Annotated in this window: 17 protein-coding genes; 1 reads left to right on the top strand and 16 read right to left on the bottom strand. The window is 72.9% G+C overall.

The window, feature by feature from the left end:
• A partial coding sequence (locus ACWDCZ_RS31980; protein ID WP_375876925.1) for a polymorphic toxin-type HINT domain-containing protein occupies positions 1–1,468 on the top strand: 1,468 nt, incomplete at its 5' end.
• Positions 1,469–1,928: 460 nt separating this feature from the next.
• Here the strand turns inward: ACWDCZ_RS31980 and ACWDCZ_RS31975 are convergent.
• The 16 genes from ACWDCZ_RS31975 to asnB form a co-directional block, all read right to left on the bottom strand.
• Complete coding sequence (locus ACWDCZ_RS31975) at positions 1,929–2,831, bottom strand: phosphotransferase family protein (RefSeq protein ID WP_449817658.1); 903 nt, start codon at positions 2,829–2,831, stop codon at positions 1,929–1,931.
• Entirely contained in the window at positions 2,828–4,102 is a 1,275-nt protein-coding gene (locus tag ACWDCZ_RS31970) for an MFS transporter (protein WP_449817657.1), read from the bottom strand. Before ACWDCZ_RS31970 ends, ACWDCZ_RS31975 begins: the two co-directional genes overlap by 4 nt.
• Positions 4,099–6,690: a lantibiotic dehydratase gene (locus ACWDCZ_RS31965; protein ID WP_049649747.1), complete on the bottom strand. Its 2,592-nt coding sequence runs from the start codon at positions 6,688–6,690 to the stop codon at positions 4,099–4,101. The genes ACWDCZ_RS31970 and ACWDCZ_RS31965 overlap by 4 nt, the downstream gene beginning before the upstream one ends.
• A complete protein-coding gene (locus tag ACWDCZ_RS31960) occupies positions 6,687–7,631 on the bottom strand; it encodes a PHP domain-containing protein (protein ID WP_449817656.1) in 945 nt (314 codons plus the stop codon). Before ACWDCZ_RS31960 ends, ACWDCZ_RS31965 begins: the two co-directional genes overlap by 4 nt.
• Positions 7,632–7,737: 106 nt before the next feature.
• The gene (locus tag ACWDCZ_RS31955; RefSeq protein ID WP_375876919.1) at positions 7,738–8,790 is read right to left on the bottom strand and encodes a hypothetical protein; all 1,053 of its coding nucleotides are present in this window, start codon (positions 8,788–8,790) and stop codon (positions 7,738–7,740) included.
• Positions 8,787–9,881, bottom strand: coding sequence for an arginase family protein (locus ACWDCZ_RS31950; RefSeq protein ID WP_074004064.1), 1,095 nt, complete (start codon positions 9,879–9,881; stop codon positions 8,787–8,789). Before ACWDCZ_RS31950 ends, ACWDCZ_RS31955 begins: the two co-directional genes overlap by 4 nt.
• A gap of 1 nt (position 9,882) precedes the next feature.
• Positions 9,883–11,253 (bottom strand): B12-binding domain-containing radical SAM protein, encoded by a 1,371-nt coding sequence (locus ACWDCZ_RS31945; protein ID WP_074004065.1) that lies wholly within the window; start codon positions 11,251–11,253, stop codon positions 9,883–9,885.
• A gap of 48 nt (positions 11,254–11,301) precedes the next feature.
• Complete coding sequence (locus tag ACWDCZ_RS31940; RefSeq protein WP_449817655.1) at positions 11,302–13,899, bottom strand: lantibiotic dehydratase; 2,598 nt, start codon at positions 13,897–13,899, stop codon at positions 11,302–11,304.
• A gap of 233 nt (positions 13,900–14,132) precedes the next feature.
• Entirely contained in the window at positions 14,133–15,404 is a 1,272-nt protein-coding gene (locus ACWDCZ_RS31935; RefSeq protein WP_117490488.1) for an MFS transporter, read from the bottom strand.
• An 18-nt stretch (positions 15,405–15,422) separates the two neighbouring features.
• Positions 15,423–15,947, bottom strand: coding sequence for a hypothetical protein (locus ACWDCZ_RS31930; RefSeq protein ID WP_117490490.1), 525 nt, complete (start codon positions 15,945–15,947; stop codon positions 15,423–15,425).
• 28 nt (positions 15,948–15,975) lie between these two features.
• Positions 15,976–16,161, bottom strand: a complete 186-nt coding sequence (locus ACWDCZ_RS31925; RefSeq protein ID WP_117490492.1) for a (2Fe-2S)-binding protein — start codon at positions 16,159–16,161, stop codon at positions 15,976–15,978.
• Between the two features lie 9 nt (positions 16,162–16,170).
• Positions 16,171–17,424, bottom strand: a complete 1,254-nt coding sequence (locus ACWDCZ_RS31920) for a hypothetical protein (RefSeq protein WP_220450071.1) — start codon at positions 17,422–17,424, stop codon at positions 16,171–16,173.
• 69 nt (positions 17,425–17,493) lie between these two features.
• A complete protein-coding gene (locus ACWDCZ_RS31915) occupies positions 17,494–17,778 on the bottom strand; it encodes a PqqD family protein (RefSeq protein ID WP_117490494.1) in 285 nt (94 codons plus the stop codon).
• Position 17,779: 1 nt separating this feature from the next.
• Complete coding sequence (locus ACWDCZ_RS31910) at positions 17,780–18,556, bottom strand: nucleotidyltransferase family protein (protein ID WP_117490495.1); 777 nt, start codon at positions 18,554–18,556, stop codon at positions 17,780–17,782.
• Positions 18,549–19,337: a CPBP family glutamic-type intramembrane protease gene (locus ACWDCZ_RS31905; RefSeq protein ID WP_449817654.1), complete on the bottom strand. Its 789-nt coding sequence runs from the start codon at positions 19,335–19,337 to the stop codon at positions 18,549–18,551. The genes ACWDCZ_RS31910 and ACWDCZ_RS31905 overlap by 8 nt, the downstream gene beginning before the upstream one ends.
• A complete protein-coding gene (gene asnB, locus ACWDCZ_RS31900; protein WP_449817653.1) occupies positions 19,334–21,550 on the bottom strand; it encodes an asparagine synthase (glutamine-hydrolyzing) in 2,217 nt (738 codons plus the stop codon). Before asnB ends, ACWDCZ_RS31905 begins: the two co-directional genes overlap by 4 nt.
• Positions 21,551–21,704 lie beyond the last annotated feature (154 nt).

Genomic DNA, 21,704 nt, shown 5'->3' with positions numbered 1-21,704 from the left:
CAAGGCCGCCGCGGCCGCGAAGACCGCCAACGCCGCCAAGGCCTCCGCCAACCGCGACGCCGCCAAGGCCGTCTACTCCGCCAACCAGGCCGAGAATTCGGCCCGGCAGGCCCGATGGTCGGCGGCGGACGCCAACGAGTCCGCGAGTGCTGCCCGTGCTTCCGCCGAGGCTGCGGGCAAGGACGCCCAGGCCGCCCAGACCGCCGCCGACGACGCCCATGCCAACTACCAGGTCAAGTACGACGCTGAGGAGAAGGCCCGGCTCGCCAAGCTGGAGGCGGAGCGCAAGGAGGCCGAGAAGCAGGCCCAGGCCGAAAAGCAGAAGCAGGACTCGATCGCCGCGCTCGAGGAGGAGATCAAGAAGGCGAAGGAGGACAGCGACAACGTCAGCTACCTCTACCACCTGTTCTCCGAGAGCGTCCACCTGACCCTGGACGTCATCGGCGGCGCGGGCGGCGTTATCGCCCCCGGCCTCGCCGACGTCGCCGACCTCATCAACTGCGCCTACTACGCCGTCGAGGGCCGCACCGCCGACGCGCTCACCTCCTGCATCGGCGCGATCCCCTTCATCGGCGACGGTGCCGCCGTCGCCAAACTCGCCCAGTGGGCCAAGAAGTTCGGGTCCTGGGGCGAGAAGGCCGTCGAGTTCATCAAGAAGCTCGTCAACCGGCTCCCTCCGTCGTGCCCCCGACTCCGGATGAACAGTTTCCCGGCCGGCACCCACGTCCTGATGGCGGACGGATCCACTCGTAGGATCGAGACCGTCAAGGCAGGGGACAAGGTTCTCGCCACCGACCCCACGACCGGAGTGACTGGACCCCGTCGGGTCTCCGCGGCCATCTATACCCCGGACGACCGTGGCTTCACCGACATCTCGCTGGGCTCCGGAAAGTCCCTGACCAGCACCGATCACCACCCCTTCTGGTCCGAGAGCCAGAAGCAGTGGATCGACGCCGTGGACCTCAGGGTCGGCGACGAACTGCGCGACCCGGCCGGACGGCCCCAGCGCATCGAGGCCGTCCGGCATCGGAGCACGCTCCAGCCCGCCTACAACCTCACCGTCGACGACCTCCACACGTACTACGTACTGGCGGGCGGCGTGCCGGTCCTGGTCCACAACGACAACGCCTGGCAGGTGCCGGACGATTTCGTCATCATTCGCGGCGGGCAGAGCCCGATGCCGGATTCTGGTGTCGAATTCTCCGGTTCAATGGGTAGTTCGGTGAACGAAGCTGGCGCCGGCGTCCCGCATGGTAGCCTTCGCGCAACGACGGCCGGCGCAATTCGGGCGGCCGGCGGTACTGTGGTGTACGCGCCCGAGCCGATCGCCGGCGCGGGCTCTCCGCTCAACTACAACCACGTGAACGTCACGCTCGGAAGCAGTGATCCGTTCGGTGCCATTGAGTCCAATCCTGTGCCGAAGGCCGGCCGGCTGGCTCCTGACGCGCTCGGAGTTCCGCGGTGCTGACCAGGTAGACCACCAGCCGAGAGGGGTGCTGATGCCCAGAGTCGCACCATGGGGTCCGGGCGATACCACCGGCGGACCCGTGGACGAGATATTCGCTGCTTTGCGAGAGGCTTTCTCGGGCCTTCGAGTCGAACGATTGTCGGCTGCTCGCGCCAGTGACGACGAAAATGTCTGGTTTATTTCCCGGAAGGAAGGTGTAGAATTGCAGTTGGATTCTGCACCGAATGGCGAGCCGCCCTTTCTGCTTGAATCCGAGAGTGCGAGGGATCGGGCGGACGGGGTTGGTCCAGCCATAGAGATCCTGACTGGATGGTTGAGCGCCTGAATCGCGCCCGAGGGTCCCACCGCGAAACCTCGCGGTGGGACCCTCGGGCGTTTTTCGGTAACAGCGGAGGCCTATGCCTGGTGGGGGCAGCCGGCGGTGCTCCGCCGGCTGCCCGCGGTTCCACCGGTGGCGCCGTTACAGGCGGCTGAGGCGCTCGGCGAGGGCGCGGGCGTGGGTGGCGGCGGTGGGGCCGCGGGTGGGGTCGGGGGCTTCGGAGAGGAAGACCAGGGCGAGCATCAGGGCGGCGTCGAGGCGGCAGGCGAGGAGGGTGGGGTCGTCCTCGGCGGGGACGGGGGCGAGGGTGGCGTAGCCGGCGCGGAGGGCGGGGAGGTCGAGGTCGTTCTCGGGGTAGCGGGCGTATTCGGCGAGGCGGCCGAACTCGAGGGCGGGGGTGCCGAGGAGGGCGTTGGACCAGTCCAGGAGGGCGGTGGTGCGGCCCTGGTGGCGGCGGATGTTGGAGCTGCGGACGTCGAGGTGGAGGAGGCTGGTCCCGGTGAGGGGGGAGAGGTGCCGGGCGAGCAGGTCGGGGGCCGGGGGCTCGGGCCAGTCGGCGACGAGGCGGGCGAGTTCGGCCCAGCGGCGCGCTATCCGGGTGGTGAGGGCCTCGGCGGTGGTGCCGCCCTCGGCGGCGACGGGGTGCAGTGGCGGCGGGGGTGCCTGGTGGAGCCGGGCGAGGAGCCGGCCGAGGGCGTGGGAGTCGAGCGGGGTGCCGTCGTCGGGGACGTAGTCGGAGAGCAGCACGTCGGGGGAGTCGGGGTCGTCGGCGAGGACGAGTTCCCGGGCGCGGGCGACGGGCAGGCCGTGTTCGGCCAGGTGCCGGGCGATGGCGTGCTCCTGGACGAGCAGGGCGCGGGTGTCCACGTGCGGGTCGTTGGCGTTGGAGTCGAAGCGGTGGTGCGCGAGCCGTACGGCGACCGGTTCGCCGTCCCGGGCCCGGGCCCGGAAGACGGTGAACTCCAGGCCCTTGCCGACGAGTTCCAGGCCGCTCAGGCCCCACTGTCCGGCCAGTCGGTCCAGTACGGCGAAACGCTCACTCATGGTGCATCCTCGGTGGTCTTGCGACGGTCGGTCACCCTGCTGTCCCTCAGCAGGGCGTAGGCGATCGGCAGGCAGGTCAGCAGGGTGACCACGCCGCCGAGGGCGAAGGCGGCGCGCGGCCCGGCCGAGGCGCTCACCCGGCCGAAGACCAGCGCGCCGAGGGGCATGGTGCCCCAGGCGAAGAGCCGGTAGACCCCGGTGGCCCGGCCGAGCATCCGGTCCGGGATGATCGTCTGGCGCAGGGAGACGGCGACGACGTTCCAGACCATCAGGGCGAAGCCGGTGACGCCGTAGGCGACGGCGACCACGGGGACCCGGTCGGTGGCGGCCACCGCCAGGCCGGCGGCGCCCATCAGCGCCAGGTTGCCGACCAGCGCGGGGACCCGGCCGACGGCCTTGCTGAGCCGGCCGGCGACCGCGCCGCCGATCACGCCGCCGACCGCCCCGGCGGCCAGCAGCGCCCCGTACGCGGCGTCCGGGAGTTCCAGCACCTCGCGGACCAGGATCACGAAGACGGCGATCTGGCCCAGGTAGACGGCGTTGATGACCCCGGCGGAGACGGTCAGGGCACGCAGCAGCGGATCGCGGAGGACGAAGGCGACTCCCTCGCGGATGTCGGCCAGCAGGCGGGGTTTCCCGGCGCCCGGCCCGGGTTCGGCGGCAGGCCCGGATTCAGGTCCGGACTCGGGCACCGGCCCGCGCACGCCGCGCAGCAGCAGCGCGGAGGCCAGGAAGGAGACCGCGTCGATCACCAGCGGGACGGCCCGGCCGACCGTGAACAGCACGCCGCCGACGACCTGCCCGAGCAGGTCGCGCCCGACGGTCTGGACGGCGAAGAGCCGGCCGTTCGCCGACTCCAGCCGGTCCTTGGGCACGACGCTCGGCAGCAGCGCGAAGGACGCGCAGTCGAACAGCACCTCGCCGACGCCGAGCAGGAACGCGGAGGTGAGCAGCGGCCAGAAGGTCAGCCGGTCGGTGGCGAGCAGCAGGACGGTGAGGACCAGCACCGCGGCGCGCAGCAGGTCGGCGAGGACCATCAGCAGGCGCCGCTCGAAGCGGTCGGCGTACGCGCCGGCGGGCAGGGCGAACAGCAGCCAGGGCACCGTGGTCGCGGCGGTGACGGCGGACACCTGGAAGGCGTCGTCCAGCACCGCGGTGGAGAGCAGCGGCAGCGCGGCGAAGCGCATGCCGTCGCCGACCGCGGAGGAGGCGGCGGCGCCGAGGACCCGGTGGTAGCCGGAGGAGGGGCGGACGGCGGTGTCGGTGCTCACCCGCGCGGCTCCGCGGCGGGGTTCCCGGCCGAGAAGACGGCGCAGCGCAGTTCGCTGGTGTACCGCCGGCCGTCCACGTCCAGCCAGCGCTGGTCGGGGGCGGGCAGCATCTCGGAGACCTCCAGGGTGCCCTCGGCGCGGGCGGCCAGCCGGCCCAGCTGCCGGACCAGCAGCGGGGACTCCCAGTCGACGTAGACCGGCTTGGGCTCGCCGGGGACCTTGACGAAGACGTGCCGGGGCAGCCGGTGCTCGGCGCGCAGCCGGCAGGCGGCGACGAACAGCGCGGCGTCGTCCCGGCCGGTCTGGCGGCCGAAGGCGGCGGTGTCGCGCAGCCGGGCGGCGGGGATGCGCCAGGTCTCGCGCTGCAGCACGACGCGGCCGCAGCGGATGCGCGGGATGTGCGCCAGGTCGGGGGCGTCCAGTCCGGCGCCGCCGAAGTGGCGGGGGAAGGCGAACGGGGAGAGCGGGTCCTGCCGGATGCTCGGGCCGCCGGCCGGGGGCGCCATCAGGCGCAGCCGGCCCTCGACGCCGTGGGCGCGCAGCTCCAGCCGGCCGTCGCGCAGCACCAGGTAGAGCTGGGAGGGCTGCAGCACCCGGTCGCGGGACTGCGCGGAGCGGCCGTAGACCTCCAGGTCGTGGCAGGGGTAGACGAGTTGGGTGGAGGACTTGTCGGGGTGGCCGCGGGACAGGTTGGCGAGCACCTCGTCGTCGGCGAGCAGGGACTGGTAGCCGCGGTACACCTCGGAGAGCAGTTCGGGGGTGTGCTCCTGGATCAGCGGGCCGAAGCTGGTGTGGGTGATGACCTCCCGCACCGCGTGGCAGTCGCCGATGACGGCGGTGAACCGGCCCTCGGCCAGGTCCTCCCGGCTCCGCGCGGCGAACAGGATGTCCGGGTCGCAGACGGCGGGCGGGCTGCTCGGCTGGGCGGCGAGGACGGCGGCCATCCGCTCCCGGTCGACCACGACCTCGGAGCGGTCCGGGTCGGTGGCGGCCTCGCCGAGCAGGGCGGCGCCGATCTCCCGGTCCAGTTCGGCGAGTTCGGCCTCGACGGCGAGGCACTCGCGGGCGATGGCGTCGCGGTCGCGGAAGAACTCGGCGTAGAGGACGTCCAGCGGGATCTCCACGCCGGGGCCGAACCGGTCGGCCACCCACCGGGTGAGGATGACCAGTTCGCGCCGCATCCGCAGGCGCGGGCCGGCCAGCACGGTCTCGTACACGATGGACAGTTCGTCGGTGATGAAGCGGGCGAGGTCCGGGCCGACGGTCAGGTCGGCGGGGCGGCCGCGGGCCTCCTCGAACAGGATGCTGCGGTCGGCGTAGTGCAGGCCGCTGTTGCGGTTGGCGGGGCCGCCGGTCAGCTGCTCGAACCGGGCCTTGCTCTCGGCGAGCGCGGCCGCGCGTTCGGGCAGCGGCAGGGCGGCGAAGCGGGTCAGGTCGGCCTCGAAGCCGTCGATCGCGGTGAGCAGCGGGTCGGCCAGCGGGGCGGGGGCGGCGAGCAGTTGCTCGCGCAGGGCGGCCAGCGGCCGGTGGTCGCCGATCGGGATCTCGAACTCGACGACCACCCATTCGCGCTCGGCGAGTCCGGCGAGCACCTCGTCGAAGGGGACGGGGCAGCGCTGCTCGTCCTGCCAGGCCCGCCGCAGTTCGCTCAGGGTGCGTTCGCCGTCGCAGTGCTGCCACAGCCAGGCCTCGTACGGTTCGACCGGGCGCCCGCCGAGGTGCTGGAAGTCCCAGTCGGTGTCCAGGCCGTCGCGGGTGGTGAAGGCGTAGAGGTCGATCCGGCCGTCGCGCAGGAAGGACAGCGGGCGGCGCCGGGGGCGGGCGTGGTCGAGCAGGCCGGGGACGGCGGCGGCGCTCTGGGCGAGCTTCTCCGCGGCCCAGTGGCTGAACAGCGCGCGCCGTTCCAGCTCCCGCTCGCCGGACCAGGTGATGCCGGGGGCGGTGCCGACCCGGCCGGGGGTGAAGGGGCCGAAGTGCGAGTGGGTCTCGTTCTTGGTGGTGACCCGCTGGAGGTACATGGTGAGCAGGTCGGTCATCTTGCGGGTTCGCCGCCCGGTCGCGCCGTCGTGGGCGTCGAGCCAGGCGGCGAAGGTGGGGTAGGCGGAGTCGTTGGAGAGCAGCAGGACCTGCCGCAGCCGCTCGTCGCCGAAGGCCTCGACGACGGCGGCCCCGGCCCGGTCGAGGCGGTCCTGGTGCCGGGCGGCGAACCGGGTCTGCTCCTCGGCGAAGTGCCGGGCGGCGTCCTGGTAGGCGCGCAGGACGGCGGCCTCCTCGGCGGGCACGGCGGCGGCCGCGGCGGCCAGCTCGGGCTCGGGGACGGGCAGCAGGAACCCGGCGGGGGAGGACAGCCGGGCGGCGCCGGGCACCGGGTGGCGGCGCAGGGCGGCCTTGAACGCGTCGGCCAGCTCCTTCAGCCGCTGCCCGTGGGCGACGAGCTCCCGGGCCTCCTCGGCGGCGGCCGGGTCGGCCAGGGGCGCGAGCAGCTCCATCGGGAAGCCGGCCTGGCGGAGCACGACGACCGGCGCGAGCTGCCAGGGGACGCGCACCCCGGGCTCGGCGGCGGTCCGGGGATCGTTGACGGTGGTCACGGCCTCACCTGGGGGATCGAGTGGACGGGCGGACGGCGGTCGTGCAGGGCGTCCAGGACGGCGAGCGGGTCGGCGGGGAGCGCGGGCAGCAGGCCGGGGCTCGGCGCCCAGGGCTTGACCCGCACCCCGTGGTAGTCGGACCCGGCGGTGGCGACCAGGCCGAGCCGCCCGGCGGCCTCGGCGAGCCGGGCGCTGTCGGCCGGGGTGTGCCAGCTGGTCCACACCTCCAGTCCGGCCAGGCCGGCCGCGCGCAGCGGCGCCAGCAGTTCGGCGCACCGCGGGGCGTCCAGACCGGCGGTGTGCGGGCCGGGGTGGGCGAGGACGGCGACGCCGCCCGCCCGCTCGATCCAGGACAGCACGTCCACCAGGTCGGGGTTGACGGGGTGTTCGACGTGCAGCGGCCGGCCCGGGCGGCACCAGTCGGCGATGAGGCGGGCGAACCGGTCGTCGCCGTCGGCGTACGGGGCGAACCGGGGGTCGTCCCCGGCGGCCTCCAGCAGCAGCGCCAGGTAGTCGTTGACGTAGGCCACCCGGTCGCCGCCGAGGCGCCGTTCGACGTCGGCCCGGGCGATCGGCACGCCGAGGGCCTGCGCCCGGTCGGTCCAGGTGCGCCACCAGGCGAGTTCGGCGTCGTGGAGGCGTCCGATCCGCTGCCGGAACGCCTCGTCGCCGGGGTCGACGAAGTAGGCGAGGCAGTGGGTCTCCTCGCCGCGCCAGGTGGTGGTGATCTCGCAGGCCGGGACGACGGTGAGGTGCCCGGCGGCGGCCCGCTCGAAGGCGGCGACGCCCGCGAGGGTGTTGTGGTCCGTCACGGCGGCCACCCGCAGCCCGGCCTCGACGCACCGCCTCGCCAGGTCGGCCGGCGCCTCGTCCCCGTCCGAGTGCCGGGTGTGCAGGTGCAGGTCGACCGGGGTGGCCAGGGTCGCGGGCGCCCCCCGCATCAGCGGGACCTCCACGCCGACCGGGATCCCCGCGCCGACAGGGCCCCCCGCGCCGGCAGGGCCCCGCGCGCCGACAGGGCCCCCCGCACCGGCAGGCTCCTCCGCATCAGCGGGCCCCGGGCAGGGTGCGCCGCCAGGAGGCGGCCAGCCAGCGCTCGTACTCGGGGCCGGACGGCTCGTCCACGACCAGGCAGAGCGGCTCGATGATCCGCCCCGCGCCGCCGGCCAGGCCGCCGTGCAGCATGGTCAGGTTGTGGCCGAGCAGCAGGTCGCAGTGCTCGCCCGGGGCGAGCACCTCCCAGCGGCGGCGGAACCGCGCCCAGGTCAGGCCGGTGGCCATGAGCAGCTGGTGGCAGAAGAGCCGGGCCGCCTCGCCCCGGCACTCGCCGCAGGCGCACTCGCGGGCCAGCGGCACGGCGGCGGGGTAGCGCCGCCGCTCCTCCTTGGACAGGTCCGCCTCGCTGTGGTGGAAGGACAGGCCGTGCCAGAACGTCTCCTCCAGCCCGAGCATGGCGCCCACCGACGGGTAGGCGCAACCGTGTTCGGGCTGGCGCTCCAGGCCGCGGCGCAGGTTGCCGCCGAGCCAGCGGGCCGCGCCGGCCACGGGGTCGTCGCCCCGGTCGATGCCGCGCCGCTCCAGCACCTCGTCGATCACGCCGAGCCAGTCGTAGTACGTGGTGACGCTCAGCCCCTCGCCGACCTCGGGCAGGAAGATGCCCTGGTACATCTTGTGCGCGGCGGTGGTGGTGTACCCGGAGTCGCCGTAGGTGCGCTGGGCCGGGTCCCAGTCGGGGGCGTCCTGGAGGCTGGGCGTCAGGTACGAGCAGTGCTGGCCGTCGTGGTGGGGCAGCAGGGTCCGGGTGGTGTAGCCCTCGGGGACGTAGGTCTGCTGCGCCTTGTCGACCTCCAGCCGCATCCGGGCGGGGGCGCCGCGGGCGATCAGCGCGGTGCGGACGCGCTCGACGATGCCGGTGGACAGCCGGCGGCTCTCCTCGACCCCGAGTCGCAGCCGGCCGATCCGGAAGACGGCGTAGCCGGTCCGGTGGATGACCTCGACGGCTCCGGCGGCGAGGGCGTCCAGCGCCCGCTCGCGCTCGGCGGGGGCCCCGGAGACCAGCGGGGTACAGTCGAACTGCGCTTCGTGGGGTGTGAATCTCACCGGTGCTCCAGGGGTGCGGAGGGGGTGCCGGGGGCCCAGGGCGCGAGTTCGGCCGGGGCGACCTCGGTGCGGAACAGGAACTCGAAGAGCAGCCGGGCGGCGATCTGCGCGGTGCCGCCGGACGGGTCGTAGCGGGGCGCGATCTCGGCGATGTCGACGGCGCCGACGGGCAGCGCCCGCAGCTCCTCGTAGACGTCGAGGAGGTCGCCGATGCCGATGCCGCCCATGGTGACGTGCCCGGTGCCGGTCGCCGCGGCGCTGTCGAGCACGTCGATGTCGAGGGAGACGTAGACGGTGTCGCAGCGCGAGCCGAGCTCCTCGATGACGGGGCGCAGGGCCGCGGCGGCGCCGTCCCGGGTGATCAGGGAGCCGGGGACGACGTGGAAGCCGCTGTCCAGCAGGCCGCGGAACTGGTCGTACTTGGTCACGTCCCCGACCCCGACGAAGGCGATGTCCTCCGGGCGCATCTGCGGGATCTCGCTGATCCGGCGGGAGTTGGAGCCGTGGTAGAGCGGCCCGTGCAGGGTGCTCCAGTTGCCGAAGTCGAAGTGGTGGTCGATGTTGATGAACCCCACCCGGCCGGCGCCGCGGTCCAGCCGGCCGGCGCGGAAGCCGGCGAAGGTGGGGAAGGTGCAGGAGTGGTCGCCGTTGAGGAAGATCAGCCGCGGGGCGTTCTGGCTGAGCCGGCGGCTCTCGGCGGCGACGGCCTGGAAGGTCTTGACGGTGTCCGTCGGGTAGATGTGGAGGTCTCCGGCGTCCGCGACGCGGGGCGCGTGGTAGCGGAAGGTCTGCCCGGTGCGGGTGTCCAGCATCCGCCACTGGCCGAGGCTGGTGAGGTAGCTGGAGAAGACCAGGCTGGCCTGGCGGACCGCCCGCGGGCCCTCGGCGGCGCCGGGCCGGGAGCTGGCGGTGGCGTCGTAGGGCACGCCGGACACCACCCAGCCCGTCTCGCCCACGTCCACCTGGTCGGCGGTGGTGGTGGGGGCGCCGAAGAGGGTGCCGACGCCGGCCCAGCCGGGCAGCGGGTCCTGCTCGAAGTCCTCCGGCTTGACGCTGGTGCGGAGGGCCTCGAAGTCGGGGAGCTCGGTCATGTCAGTTCTCCTGCGCGGCGGGGGTGACGGACAGGCCGGGGACGGCGGAGGCCGGGGCGGCGGGCAGCGGGTCGCGGATGATGGCGTGCGCCGCGGCGATCTTCTCCTGGAACAGGTCCCAGCTGTCCTCGGGGGACAGGTGCCGGGGCCGGTAGACGACCGGGGCGTCCTCCCGCCAGTCGGCGAAGTCCCAGTTGAAGATGCGCTCGCGCAGCCTGGGGAAGTCCGGGGTGAGCGGGTACGGGACGAAGTTGTAGAGGTTGAAGAGCCACAGCGCCGATTCGTTCTCCCGCATCCAGCTGACGGTCTGGCCGTGCGCGGCCTCCGTCTCCTCGTCCAGGCCGCCCATCATGTTGAGGACGATCTTCAGCCCGGCGTCGCTGAGTTGACGGATCTTCGAAGTGTAGTCGTCCAGGCCGCGGGAGAGCTTGTTGAGGCGCTTGAGCATCTGCGAGTCGGCCGACTCGAAGCCGAGCTCCACGGCGACGACGCCGAGTTCGAGCATGGCCTCGACGATCCACTCCTTCACCTGCATCACGTGGGTCTGCACGATGAAGCGGTAGCCGGGGCGGTCGCGGAAGACGTCCAGCAGGTTGCCGACGGCCTCGCGGGACTGGCCGAAGGTCTTGTCGCCGATGTAGAAGAGCCGGGTGTCGGGGAACCGGCTGGTCAGCTCGTCGACCTCCTGGGCGAGCGCGTCCTTGGCGACCAGGGTGAGCTGCTTGCTCCAGGCGTCGCCGCAGAACGAGCACTGGTACAGGCAGCCGTGGCTGGCGTTGAGCCGCAGCAGCGGGACCCGGCCCTGGTAGCCGCCGAGGTGGCGGTAGTCCGGCGCCCAGGTGATCCGGTCGGACACCAGCCCGGGCAGCAGCGGCTTCTCCAGGCTGCCGCCGGACCCGGAGGCGAGTTCGACGAGCCGGCGCACGAAGGTGGCGTCGAGCTGGCCGCGGTGCACGGCGTGCACGGCGCCGTCGGGGGCGAGCGGGGCCATGTTGCCGCCGAGGACGACGCGCCGGCCGGCGTGCTCCAGCCGCTTGGCCACCTCCAGCGCGAGGCGGAGGTTCTGGGCGAGCGGGGACATCAGGACCAGGTCGCCGGGGGCGGTCGCCTCCAGCAGCGGCTCGGCGCAGTGCTCCGGCTCGGCCGGGGTCCTGGACAGGTCGCGGAAGACGGAGTCCAGGCCCGCGGTGTTCAGCAGGGCGGTCAGGTGGGCGACCCAGAGCGGCATCTCCCACAGGCCGTCGGTCGGGATGAAGTACTCGGGCAGCATGGCCCGGAAGCGCCGGTCGTAGTCGTCGTAGTAGCGGGCGAGGTTCGGGTCGGGGTCGTGGCTGGAGGGGAAGGGCAACTGGACGATGCAGCTCTTGGTCATGGCGGTGCCTTCGGTCGGTGAGGGCGTGGGGTCCTCGACGTGGAGCACTCAGTGGGGACGGCGCGAGAAGACCGCACAGCGCAGCTCGCTGGTGTGACGTTCTCCGTCGATGTCGAGCCAGAGGTGCTCCGGGGCGGGGAGCATTTCGCTGAACTCCAGAGCGGCGGCCGTCTTCCGGGCGAGCCGGAAGACCTGCCGGACGATGAGGGGGGATTCCCAGTCGACGTAGACCGGTTTCGGCTCGCCGGGGATCTTCAGGAAGCCGCGGCGCGGCAGGCCGAGTTCGCGGCGCAGCCGGCGGGCGGCGGCGAACTCCGGGGCGTCGCCCTTGGAGCGGTGGACGCCGGGGCTCCAGCCGCGCAGGGCCTCGGCGGGGACGCGCCAGCGCTCCCGGTGCAGCACGATCCGGCCGCAGCGGATGCGGGGCACGTGGTCGCGGTCCCGGTCGCGGACGCCGACGCCGCCGAAGTGGCGGGGGAAGGCGAACGGGGAGAGCGGGTCCTGGCGGATGCTGGGGCCGCCCGCCAGCGGGGCGAGCAGCTTGAGCCGGCCGGCCAGTCCGTGGGCGCGCAGCTCCAGCCGGTCGGCGGTGGCCAGCAGGTACAGCGCGCCGGGCTGGAGGACGTCGCCGCGGGCCTTCGGGGAGAGCCCGTACACCTCCAGGTCCGGGCAGGGGTAGGTGAGTTGGGCGCCGGTCTTGTCGGGGTGCGAGCGGGAGAGGTCGACCAGCACCTCGTCCTCGTCGAGCAGCCCCCGGTAGCGGTCGTGGACCGCGTCGAGGAGTTCGGGCGCCTCGGCCTGGAGCATCGAGGCGAAGCTGGAGTGGGTGAGCGCCTCGCGGACGGCGTGGCAGTCCCCGACGACGGCGAGGAAGTCGCCGCGGCCGATCGCGGCGGCGTCCGGTGCGGCGAGCATGACGTCCGGGTTGCACAGCGCGGGCGGGGTGTCGGGGTGGCGGGCGAGCAGCTCCTCCAGCCGGGCCCGGTCGACGACGCTCTCGGAGCGGCCGTCCTCGGCGCCGTCCAGCAGCAGGTCGACGACCTCCCGGTCGAGCGCTGCGATCTCCCGGTCCACCTCCTCGCACTCGGCGGCGAGCAGCGGCTTGTCGGCGAAGAAGGCGGCGTAGAAGTCCGGCAGCGGTACGGGCGTGCCGGTGCCGAAGCGCCGTGCCGTCCAGCGGTGCAGGATGTCGAGCTCGCGGCGGACGCGCAGCCGGGGGACGAGCAGCGTCAGGTCGTAGACCACGGACAGCTCGCGGCCGATCAGGGCGGCGACGTCGGGGCCGAGGACGACGTCCCTGACCGGGCTGTACGCCTCCTCGTAGAGGATGCTGCGGTCCGCGTAGTGCCGGCCCTCGGAGCGGTTGGCGGCGGAGCCGGTGACCTCCTCGAAGGCCTGCTTGAGTTCGCCGAGCAGGGCCGCGCGCCGCTCCGTCGGGCCCTCGGCGAAGCGGCGCAGCCCGTCCTGGAAGCGGCGCACCACGGCGAGGTCGGGGGAGTCGTCGGCGAGCTGTCCGGCGAGTTCGCGCAGCACGTCGGTGGCGCCGATCGGGATCTCCCGGCGGCCGATCAGCCAGTCCTGGTCGACGAGTTCGGCGAGCACCCGGTCGAAGTCGCGGTCGGCCGGGCGGTCCGGGCGGTCGGCCCAGGCGGCGCGCAGCCAGGCGACCGTGCGCTCGCCGTCGCAGTGCTCCCAGAGCCAGGACCGGTCGGCGTCGAAGGTGTCGGCCTTCACCGCGACGAAGCGCCAGCCGTCCGGCATGCCGGTGGTGCTCTCGAACGCGTACAGCCGGACGACGGGGCCCTCGGCGAAGGCGAGGGGCCGCCGGCGGGGGCGCACCGCCTCGAAGGCCTCCGGCCGGGCGCTGAAGACCTCGGCCATCGCCTCGCCCGCCCAGTGGCTGAGCAGGGCGATCCGGCGCAGCGGGCCGGTGGACCAGCCGACGCCGGGGGCGGCGCCCTCCGGTGCGGTCCGGGCGACGGCGAGGGGGCCGAAGTGCGAGTGGGTCTCGTTCTTGGTGGTGACCCGCTGGAGGTACATGGCGAGCAGGTCGGTCATCCGCTTGACGTGGCCGTCCGACCCGGCGCCGCCGGAGGCGAGCCAGGCGGTGAACTCCTCGAAGCGGGCGTCGTTGGACAGCAGCAGGACCTGCTGGAGGGAGGGTTCGCGGAACAGGTCCACGACGGTCCGGCGGGCGTCGGCGAGGGCGGCGCCGTGCTCCCGCTCGAAGGCCTCCCAGTGGCCGTCCAGGGCCTGCACCGCGTCCTGGTAGCGCTTGGCCGAGTCCAGGGCGGCCGGGCCGAGTTCGGCTTCGAGCCGGGCGAGGTCGGCGGGCGGGAAGGGGCGGAGCATGCCGACGCCGGAGGCGAGGTCGCCCCGGGTGCCGGCCCGCTCGGCGCGCAGGTCGGCCTTCAACCGCCGCCCCAGCTCTACGGCTTCGTCCCGCAGGTCGAGGACGGCGTCGGCGGCCCGGGCGGTCGAGGGGGCGACGACGCGGTCCAGCAGCGAGAGCGGGTAGCCCGCGTGGCGCAGCATCGCGACCGGGGTGAGGGACCACCCCGGGCCGCCGTCCGCCCCGGTGGTCGGGGTGCGGTCGCCTCCCGTCGGAGGTCGTGCGCCGTCCGGACGCGGCTTCGGCTCGTCCATGATCGCCCCCTTGTGGCTGACTTGATCACGACAGTTCGTGACCATAACAACGTGTCGAGGGGTCTTTCAATAACGATGGGCTCAACATGCGGGTTTCCGGCCAAGATTGACCGGTCGTCAGCCGAAACCCGTGGTGGTGCTGCAGGGCCCGGAGGTTGGGATGGCCTCAAACGGCCTGATTCGACGCAAACATGACGTCGAATCAGGCCGATGGCTGGGGCTGGAGGGTCCCGTCAGCTCAGGGTCCTGATCGGTTCGGCGGTCGCGGGGTCGAGGAAGTCGGGCTTCTTGCGCAGCGGCGAACACAGGATCGGGACCGGGATCAGCAGGGTGAACAGGCAGCAGACCAGCAGGGATCCGCGGTTGCCGATCAGCTGGCCGAGCACGCCCGCGAGGAGGGCGCCGACGGGGAAGACGCCCCAGGAGAAGAACCGGACGGTGGCCACCACGCGCGGCATCAGCTCGGGCGCGACGGCGGTCTGGCGGAAGGTGCGGCTGATGATGGCGAAGGTGACCGTGCACAGGCCCCAGCCCACGTTCCCCAGCAGGAACAGCGAGAGCCCCCAGCCGTGGAAGGTCAGCGGCATCAGCAGCGCGGAGACCGGCGCGGCGAACAGGGCGAGGACCGCGGCCCGGGTGGGGCCCAGCCACTTGACCAGGGCGGTGGTGACCGCCGCGGCGAGGACCCCGCCGATGCCCAGGCCGGCGATGAGGAAGCCCACGGTGAAGGAGTTGGCCTGCACCGTGCGGACGAGGAAGACCGCGGTGAGCGCGTCGATGGCCGCGGTGGCGAAGTTGAGCCCGGTGCCGACGAAGACGAGCGGGCGGATCACCGGGTGCCGTCGGACGAACTCGATGCCCTCGCGGATCTCGGCCACCATGTTGCGCTTGGCCTTCTTCCGCCCGCCGTCGAGGGGCGAGGGGACGGTCATCAGCAGCGTCGCCGAGAGGAGGTAGCTCACCACGTCCGCGATCAGGCTGTACGCGGCGCCCAGCGCCTGGACGAGGCTGCCGCCGAGGGCCGGGCCCGCGATCTGGGAGAGCGACTCGCTGCCCTGGATCAGGCTGTTGCTGGCGATCAGCCGCTCCTTGGCGACCACCGTCGGCAGGTAGGTCGAGTAGCCCACCTCGAAGATCACGCTCGACACGCTGATCACGAAGGCGACGGCCACGAGCTGGGCGAGGGTCAGCACGTCGAAGTAGACGGCCAACGGGACCGACACCAGGGCCGCGGCGCGGATCAGGTCGGCGGAGACGAGGACGAGGCGCAGCGGGAGCCGGTCCACGATCACCCCGGCCGGCAGCCCGACCAGCAGCCACGCGCACATGCTCGCCGCCGCCACCAGACTCGTCTCGAAGGTGCTGGCGTTCAGGACGAGGACGGCCACCAGCGGCATCGCGACGGTCGTGACCGCCGTGCCGAAGGCGCTGGTGCTGTGCGCGGTCCAGATCCGCCAGAAGACCGAGCGGTCGGGCGGCGTGGACTGCGTCGGGGACATCATCATGGAGCTCCTACTGCGGGCCTAGACGGCGTGGGTGTCGTACAGCGGGCGGGGGCCGTCAGCGCAGCAGCGCCACTTCCTGATCGCGAGGACGCGGACGCGGGCCGGCTCGCAGTCGACCCGCCTGGGGTGGAAGCCGGTCGCGGCGAGGAGGCCGAGGAGTTCCTCGGCGGTGTCGCCGCGCTCCCACCGGGGACGGTCGGTGTCCAGGTGCAGGACACCGTGCGGGATCAGCGCCCGGCAGAAGCCGTGCAGCACGGCCAGGGCGTCCTCGGGGGTGGGGAACGGCTGCGCCCGGCCGCACCAGATGCCGTTCAGCACCCCTTCCCCGTACTCCTCGTGGGCCGCGGCGTCCGGTCGCGGGTGGTCCAGGGCGATGGACGGCCGTTGGCCGGTGACCCGCGCGTAGATGGTCTCCAAGCCCTCCAGCCGGCCGGTGTCGAGCTCCGGCCGGCCCCGGGTGAACTCGGCCACGCGGATGTGCGGGGTCGGCGGCAGGATGCCCATGAAGGCCTGCAGGCCCGCCTCGCTCACGGGTGTGTCCATGTGGGTGGCTCCCTGTCCCTCGGTGTCGTCAGTGACCGAAGTCCTCGATCAGTTCGCGGAGCGCCTCGACGCAGCCGCCGCAGCCCGTGCCCGCCAGGCAGCGGTCGCCGATGCCGTCCGGTGAGTCCGCCCCCGCCCGGATCGCGGCGACGATCTCGGCCTCGGACACCGAGCGGCACACGCACACGACGCAGTCGGGGTCGGGATCGAACATGGTCACGGATCAGCCGACGGCGATCCGCTTGCCGTCCAGGACGAAGCAGCCCCGCTGCGGCTCGCGGGCCAGCAGGTCGACCTCCGGGAAGAAGGTGCGGTAGGCGGTGAAGGAGATCAGGTGCCAGATGTCGGCCTCCGGGACGCCCAGGGCGCGCACGTTGGCGATCTGCTGGTCGATCGGCTGGGTGCCGGCCGCGACGACGCCCTCGTGCTGGTACCAGAGGGAGTTCTCGGCGTCCCGGTGGAGGTGCTGGCCGCCCAGGTCCGGGGTGTCGCTGCGGTCCGTCATCAGCATCATGTTCGACGGTCCGGCCAGCTCCACTGCGCGCTTGGCGATCGCGAAGTCGACGTGCTCGCCGTCGAAGTTGAGGCAGGCGGTGATCCGGCCGGCGTGCGCGGCGCGGATGATCGCGGCCGGCACCGGGCCGACCTGCTCGTGCAGGTCCGCGAGGGACCAGGACGGCAGGTCGTACGAGGCGATGACGGCGTCGCGCTCGGCCTTCGCCCGGGAGGTGCGGAACGCGTGCCTGACCAGCAGCGGCATCTCGTTGAAGAGGTGGTCCGTGATCACGCGGACGCCCCGGCCGGGGAAGTCCGCGGCCTCGGCCGCGCTGATCGCGGTCTCCACGCAGTCGGCCCCCAACTGCGGGTCCTCCCGGGTGAAGTGGCCCAGGGCCGGACGGACGCCGCGCTCCACCAGGGTGGTGACGATCCACTCGAGGTCCGGGTAGCCCGCGGGCAGCGCCGGCGCGAGGTACGAGCCGGGCGTGAGGGCGTCCGGCGAGACCATCAGGTAGGCCAGGCCGAGCGGGCCGCAGGACGCGAGCTTCTCCCATTCCGCGCGGGACGGCGCCCAGACGGAACTGGCCGGGGTGCCGCCGAAGCTGGCGACCAGCGGGCCCTCCAGGGCGATCGCCCCGATGTGGGGGAGTTCCCCGTCGGCGCGCATCCGGGAGAACTCGCCCATGAACCCGACGAAGCCGTCGAGGCGCTCCTGGCGCAGGTAGAGCGTGGGGATGCAGATGATCCCCTCGGCGCGGGCGGCCTCGTCGAGCTCCTTGAGGTCCATGCGGCCGAAGTCGGAGAAGTCGACGTTGCCCAGACCGTGGCAGTGGACCTCGACCGGGAGGCTCGGCACGAAGTAGTCGCCGGAGCCCGCGTCGGTGCTCGCCGAGTCGGATACGGACAGCCGGCGGTTGCTCCAGGTGACGGAGGCGGATCGGGTGCGCTCGGGAGTCAGCGAGATGTTCGCTGTGAGCATGGTGGTATTCATCTCTTTCCAATCGAGTACATCTCGCGGTCCACCGCCACATTCGACCTGGTGCGCGCGTCAGAAGACGACGGAGCCGGTCGTCGCGAGATATTCCAGAATTTCCTTGGTGTCTGCGGTAGCGGTTTCCGCGTCGATCTCGTATTCGGCGGCCAGCAGCCGGCCGATGTCGGCGATCGAATTCCGTCCGTCGATCTGCTTCCAGATGAAACTGGCCGATTCGGACAGTTCGAACGGGTCCTTGGCGAGGACGGCTACCAGGAATCGGCCCCGCACATTGCGGACCCGGACGTCGGGCCGGTACGAGGGAACCTGGTCGACGGAGAGAACGGGCTGCTCTGCCATGTCAGAGGACCACGCTCATCGAGATCCTGCGGCAGACGGGCAGGACCTCGTTGACCCACGCCGCCGGGTCGGCCGGGTCGAAGGACTGCATGGTCTCCAGCGCCCAGTACTCGTCGAACGACAGCACCGACTGCTCCACCGCCCGGAAGCGCCGGGCCCGCCACTTGGCGTTCTGCCCGTACTCGGCGTACGAGGCGAGCAGCGCGTCCACGGCGTACTCCAGGGCGACGCGGGCCGAGAGCACCGCGCTCTCCAGGTCGCCGATCGACATCTGCCCCACGGCGTCCTCGACGCGGGTGTCGGCGTAGTTCAGGCCGCGCTGCACCAGCACGGAGCCGAAGGCCGAGGCCTTGAGCTCCTCCGCTCGCCTGGCCAGCCAGGCCTCGTTCTCCAGGCCCTGGCCGTGCCGGAGCCACTCCAGCATGACCGTCTCCTGGCGGTCGAGCTGGACGCCCTCGCCCATCGCGCTCTCGAAGGCCTCATGCGAGACCTTCGCCAGGACGGCGTCGATCTGCGCGTCCGTCATGTACCGGAGGTCGCAGCGGGTGCCGTGGACGTAGGTCTCCAGCGCGCGGAACTCGTCCGCGCCGAGCGGGATGGGGGCGCCGTGGAGGCTGCCCTGCCACGGCTCCTCGGTGATCACGAACAGGTCGATGTCGCTGCTCGGGTTGCCCCAGCCGCGCACGATGGAGCCCGCCTGGAAGACGCAGAGCGGCGCGTCCGGGAGGAAGCCTTGGGCGCGCAACTCCGGCAGGGAGGAGGACGAGTTGTCAGCCATGGCTCTCTTTCTGTGAACGTTGGTGCTCGAGCAGGACGGACGGGGCGTTGTTGACCAGGTGGGCCAGCAGCGCGGGGAGGACCGAGCCGGACAGGGCGACCAGGGCCAGCAGCGAGAGGGCGGCCAGGAGTTCCACGGCCACGACCCGCGGGGCCCGGCGCCAGTGGCTGTCGCCGACGTGGTGGCGGGCGATGAAGGCGGCCGCGCCCAGCAGCGAGGTCACGACGCCGGCCGGCCCCGCCGCGGTGACGGCGAACGACCGGTACAGCGCCTCCTCGCCGAAGGGCGCCAGGGTCCCCGTCGCCACCCTCGTCCGCGCCTGGAGCGGGGTGGAGGGGCCGATCAGGAAGGCCAGGTCGCCGGAGAGCAGCAGCCGGAAGTTCATGCCCCCGGCCAGCAGCAGGACCGCGGCCAGCCCGAGCGCCACGAGGTACCACCACCAGGCCGCGCCCCTGGTCAGCCAGGGTGCGCCGGTGGCGGCGGCGACCGCGATGAAGGCGGCCGGCACGGCGACGGCGAGCGCGTTCTCGCTCCAGTACGCGGCGCCCGTGCGCAGGGTCCGCGGCATCCGCCACGGCAGCAGTCCGGCCAGGGCGTCCAGGGCGACGAGCACGGCGGCCGCGCGCCAGGTGCCGCCCTGGAGCCAGAGCGCCACGGCGAAGGCCGCCATCGCGGCCGCCGACAGCAGGCGCACGGGCTGCGGCGGCCAGGCCGAACGGTCGAAGGCGCGGGCCGCGAAGCCGGTGCGGTCGGCCGCGGGCGCCGGGGACGGCGTGCTCATCGCCGGACCGGTTCCCCGGTCCCGGGCACCGCGGTGATCACGCCGACGGCCAGTGCCTCCTGGAACGGCTCGGTCACGTCGGCGAGTTCGCCGCCCGTCTCGGCCAGCGCCTCGGCCAGGGTGCGGGTGCCGTCGAGGGCCCGCAGCAGGGCCAGCCAGGCCGGGTCCCCGGAGGCCGAGATCTCGTACTCGAAGCTGCCGTCGACCACCACGAACCACGAGTCCGGCTGCGCGGGCACGGTGGCGAGCAGGGCGTTGTCGGCCAGCGCGTAGACCGCCCCGCGGTCGAGCTCCGGCTCGCTGACGACCCGGGCGACGATCTCCCGCGCCTCGCGCTCCCAGTCGCCGACCTTCAGCTCCACCGGGGTGGGACGGGCGGCGGCCAGCGAGGGCGCGGCCGGCAGCCGGGAGGTCATGGCGTCCAGCAGGCCGAGGTTGACGATCCGCAGCAGCAGTTCGGTGCTGCCGGTGCTGGGGCTGCGCTCCAGCCGGTCGAGGGTGGTGCGCAGGCCGTCGGCGTTGAGGTAGCGGCGCGCGTTGTCGCCGGAGAGCGCCTCCTCCAGGAGGGCGGCGCCGTCCTGGGCGAGCAGCCGGGTGAAGAAGCGGTCGGTGTGCCGGGCGCCCTCGCCGTGGAAGAAGTAGCCCTTGGGCCGGGTGCGGATCTCCTCGGGCAGGATGCCCTTCAGGGCCTCGCGCACGATGCGCTTGTCCCACAGCAGCGCGGAGCGGCGGGCGGCGGGGATCCGGGCCACGAGTTCGACGAGGCGGTGGTCGAGGAAGGGGACGCGGGCCTCGACGCTGTTGCCGGCGGCGGTGCGGTCCTCGTGCCAGACGTTGTACTGCTCCAGGGTGCGGTACTGCCAGGCGAAGTAGCCGGCGAAGTGGTCGTCCCGGTACGGCGAGGCGGGGTCGATCTCCGTGTCGTTGAGCAGCGGGACGCCCTGGTGCTCCCACCAGTGGCCGAGCTTCGGGTTGCGCTCCAGCGCCTGCCGCCGGTACAGGTCGCCGAGGTTGGACTCGAAGTCCTCCCAGGTGCCGCCCTCGCCGGCGAAGCTCGGGATGTAGCCGCCGTTCATCTCGTCGGCGGCGGCGCCGAGCAGCATGCCCTTGATGTCGGGGAAGTTCTGCCGGGCGAAGCGGTGCAGCTCGAACTTGTAGAAGATCTCGGGGCCCACCAGCGGTGTCTCCGCCAGCCAGACGAGGTCGCGCCACTCCTGCGGGCCCGGGACCCGGTCGGAGCCGATGAGCACCTGGTGGTTGGCCAGGCCCAGCAGTTCGGCGGTCCGGTGCCCGCCGCGGGCGTCGCCGTTGAGGACGGTGCCGGGCGTCAGCGCGGTGAAGGTCTGGAGGCCGGAACCCGGGGCGAGTGCGGCGACGGCGGCGGAGTCGATGCCCCCGCTGAGGAAGAGGCCGAGCTCCGTGTCGGCGGTGGCGCAGTCGGCGACGGAGGCGGCGAGCAGGTCGCGGAACTCCGCGATGTAGTCCTCGTCCGTCATGTCGGAGTGGGCGTCGGAGCCGGGCAGTTCCCAGTAGCGGTGCTCGCTGGTCGTGCCGTCCTGGAGCCGGATCTGCAGGATCGTGCCGGGTGTCACGATCTGGAGGTCCTCGAACCAGGTGGTGATGCGGCCGTGCACGAACCCCGGTGTGGCGTTCATGTCGTACTCGCTCAGCGCGCGGTTCCAGTCGAGGCGGCGCGGGGTGGCGGGGTCCGCGAACAGGGCCTTCATCTCCGAGGCGAAGACGACGCGTTCGGCGTTGCGGTGGTAGTAGAGCGGCTTGATGCCGAAGCGGTCGCGGCCCATCAGCAGGACGCCGCGTGCGCGGTCCCACAGGACGAAGGCGAACATGCCGTTCACCCGGTCGAGGAAGCGCAGGCCGTCGCGCTGGTAGAGGTAGAGGAGGACCTCGCAGTCGGAGCCGGTGCTCAGACGGGTGCCGGAGGGCAGGCCGGCGGCGAGCTCCTTGTGGTTGTAGACCTCGCCGTTGGCGATCAGGACGAGATTGCCGTCCGCGCTGACGAGGGGCTGGGCGCCGTCCTCCGGGTTGACCAGGGAGAGCCTGTTGAAGGCCATGCCCACGGGGCCGTCGCAGAGCAGCCGGCGGTCGTCGGGGCCGCGGTGGGCGAGTGTGCGGGCGAACGCCTCCAGGAGCGCTCCGGCCTCCTCGGGCAGGGCGGTCCCGTCAATCCGGGCCACGCCGGCGATGCCACACATTCTCCACACTCCGTCCGCAGAAAAACAGAAAAGCGTGCCACCGGAAAGCGGCATAAGGGGTTCCCGGAGGTGCGCCACGCCCGGAAACGGGCGTGGCTTCACTTCGGCGGCGTTGTTGAACATCCATCCTCCTCGGCGTGCGAATTGGGCTCAC

It is taken from the genome of Kitasatospora sp. NPDC001225 (assembly GCF_053597855.1).
The sequence above is the reverse complement of the archived record's forward strand: the minus strand, read 5'-3'. Positions and strand labels throughout refer to the sequence as shown.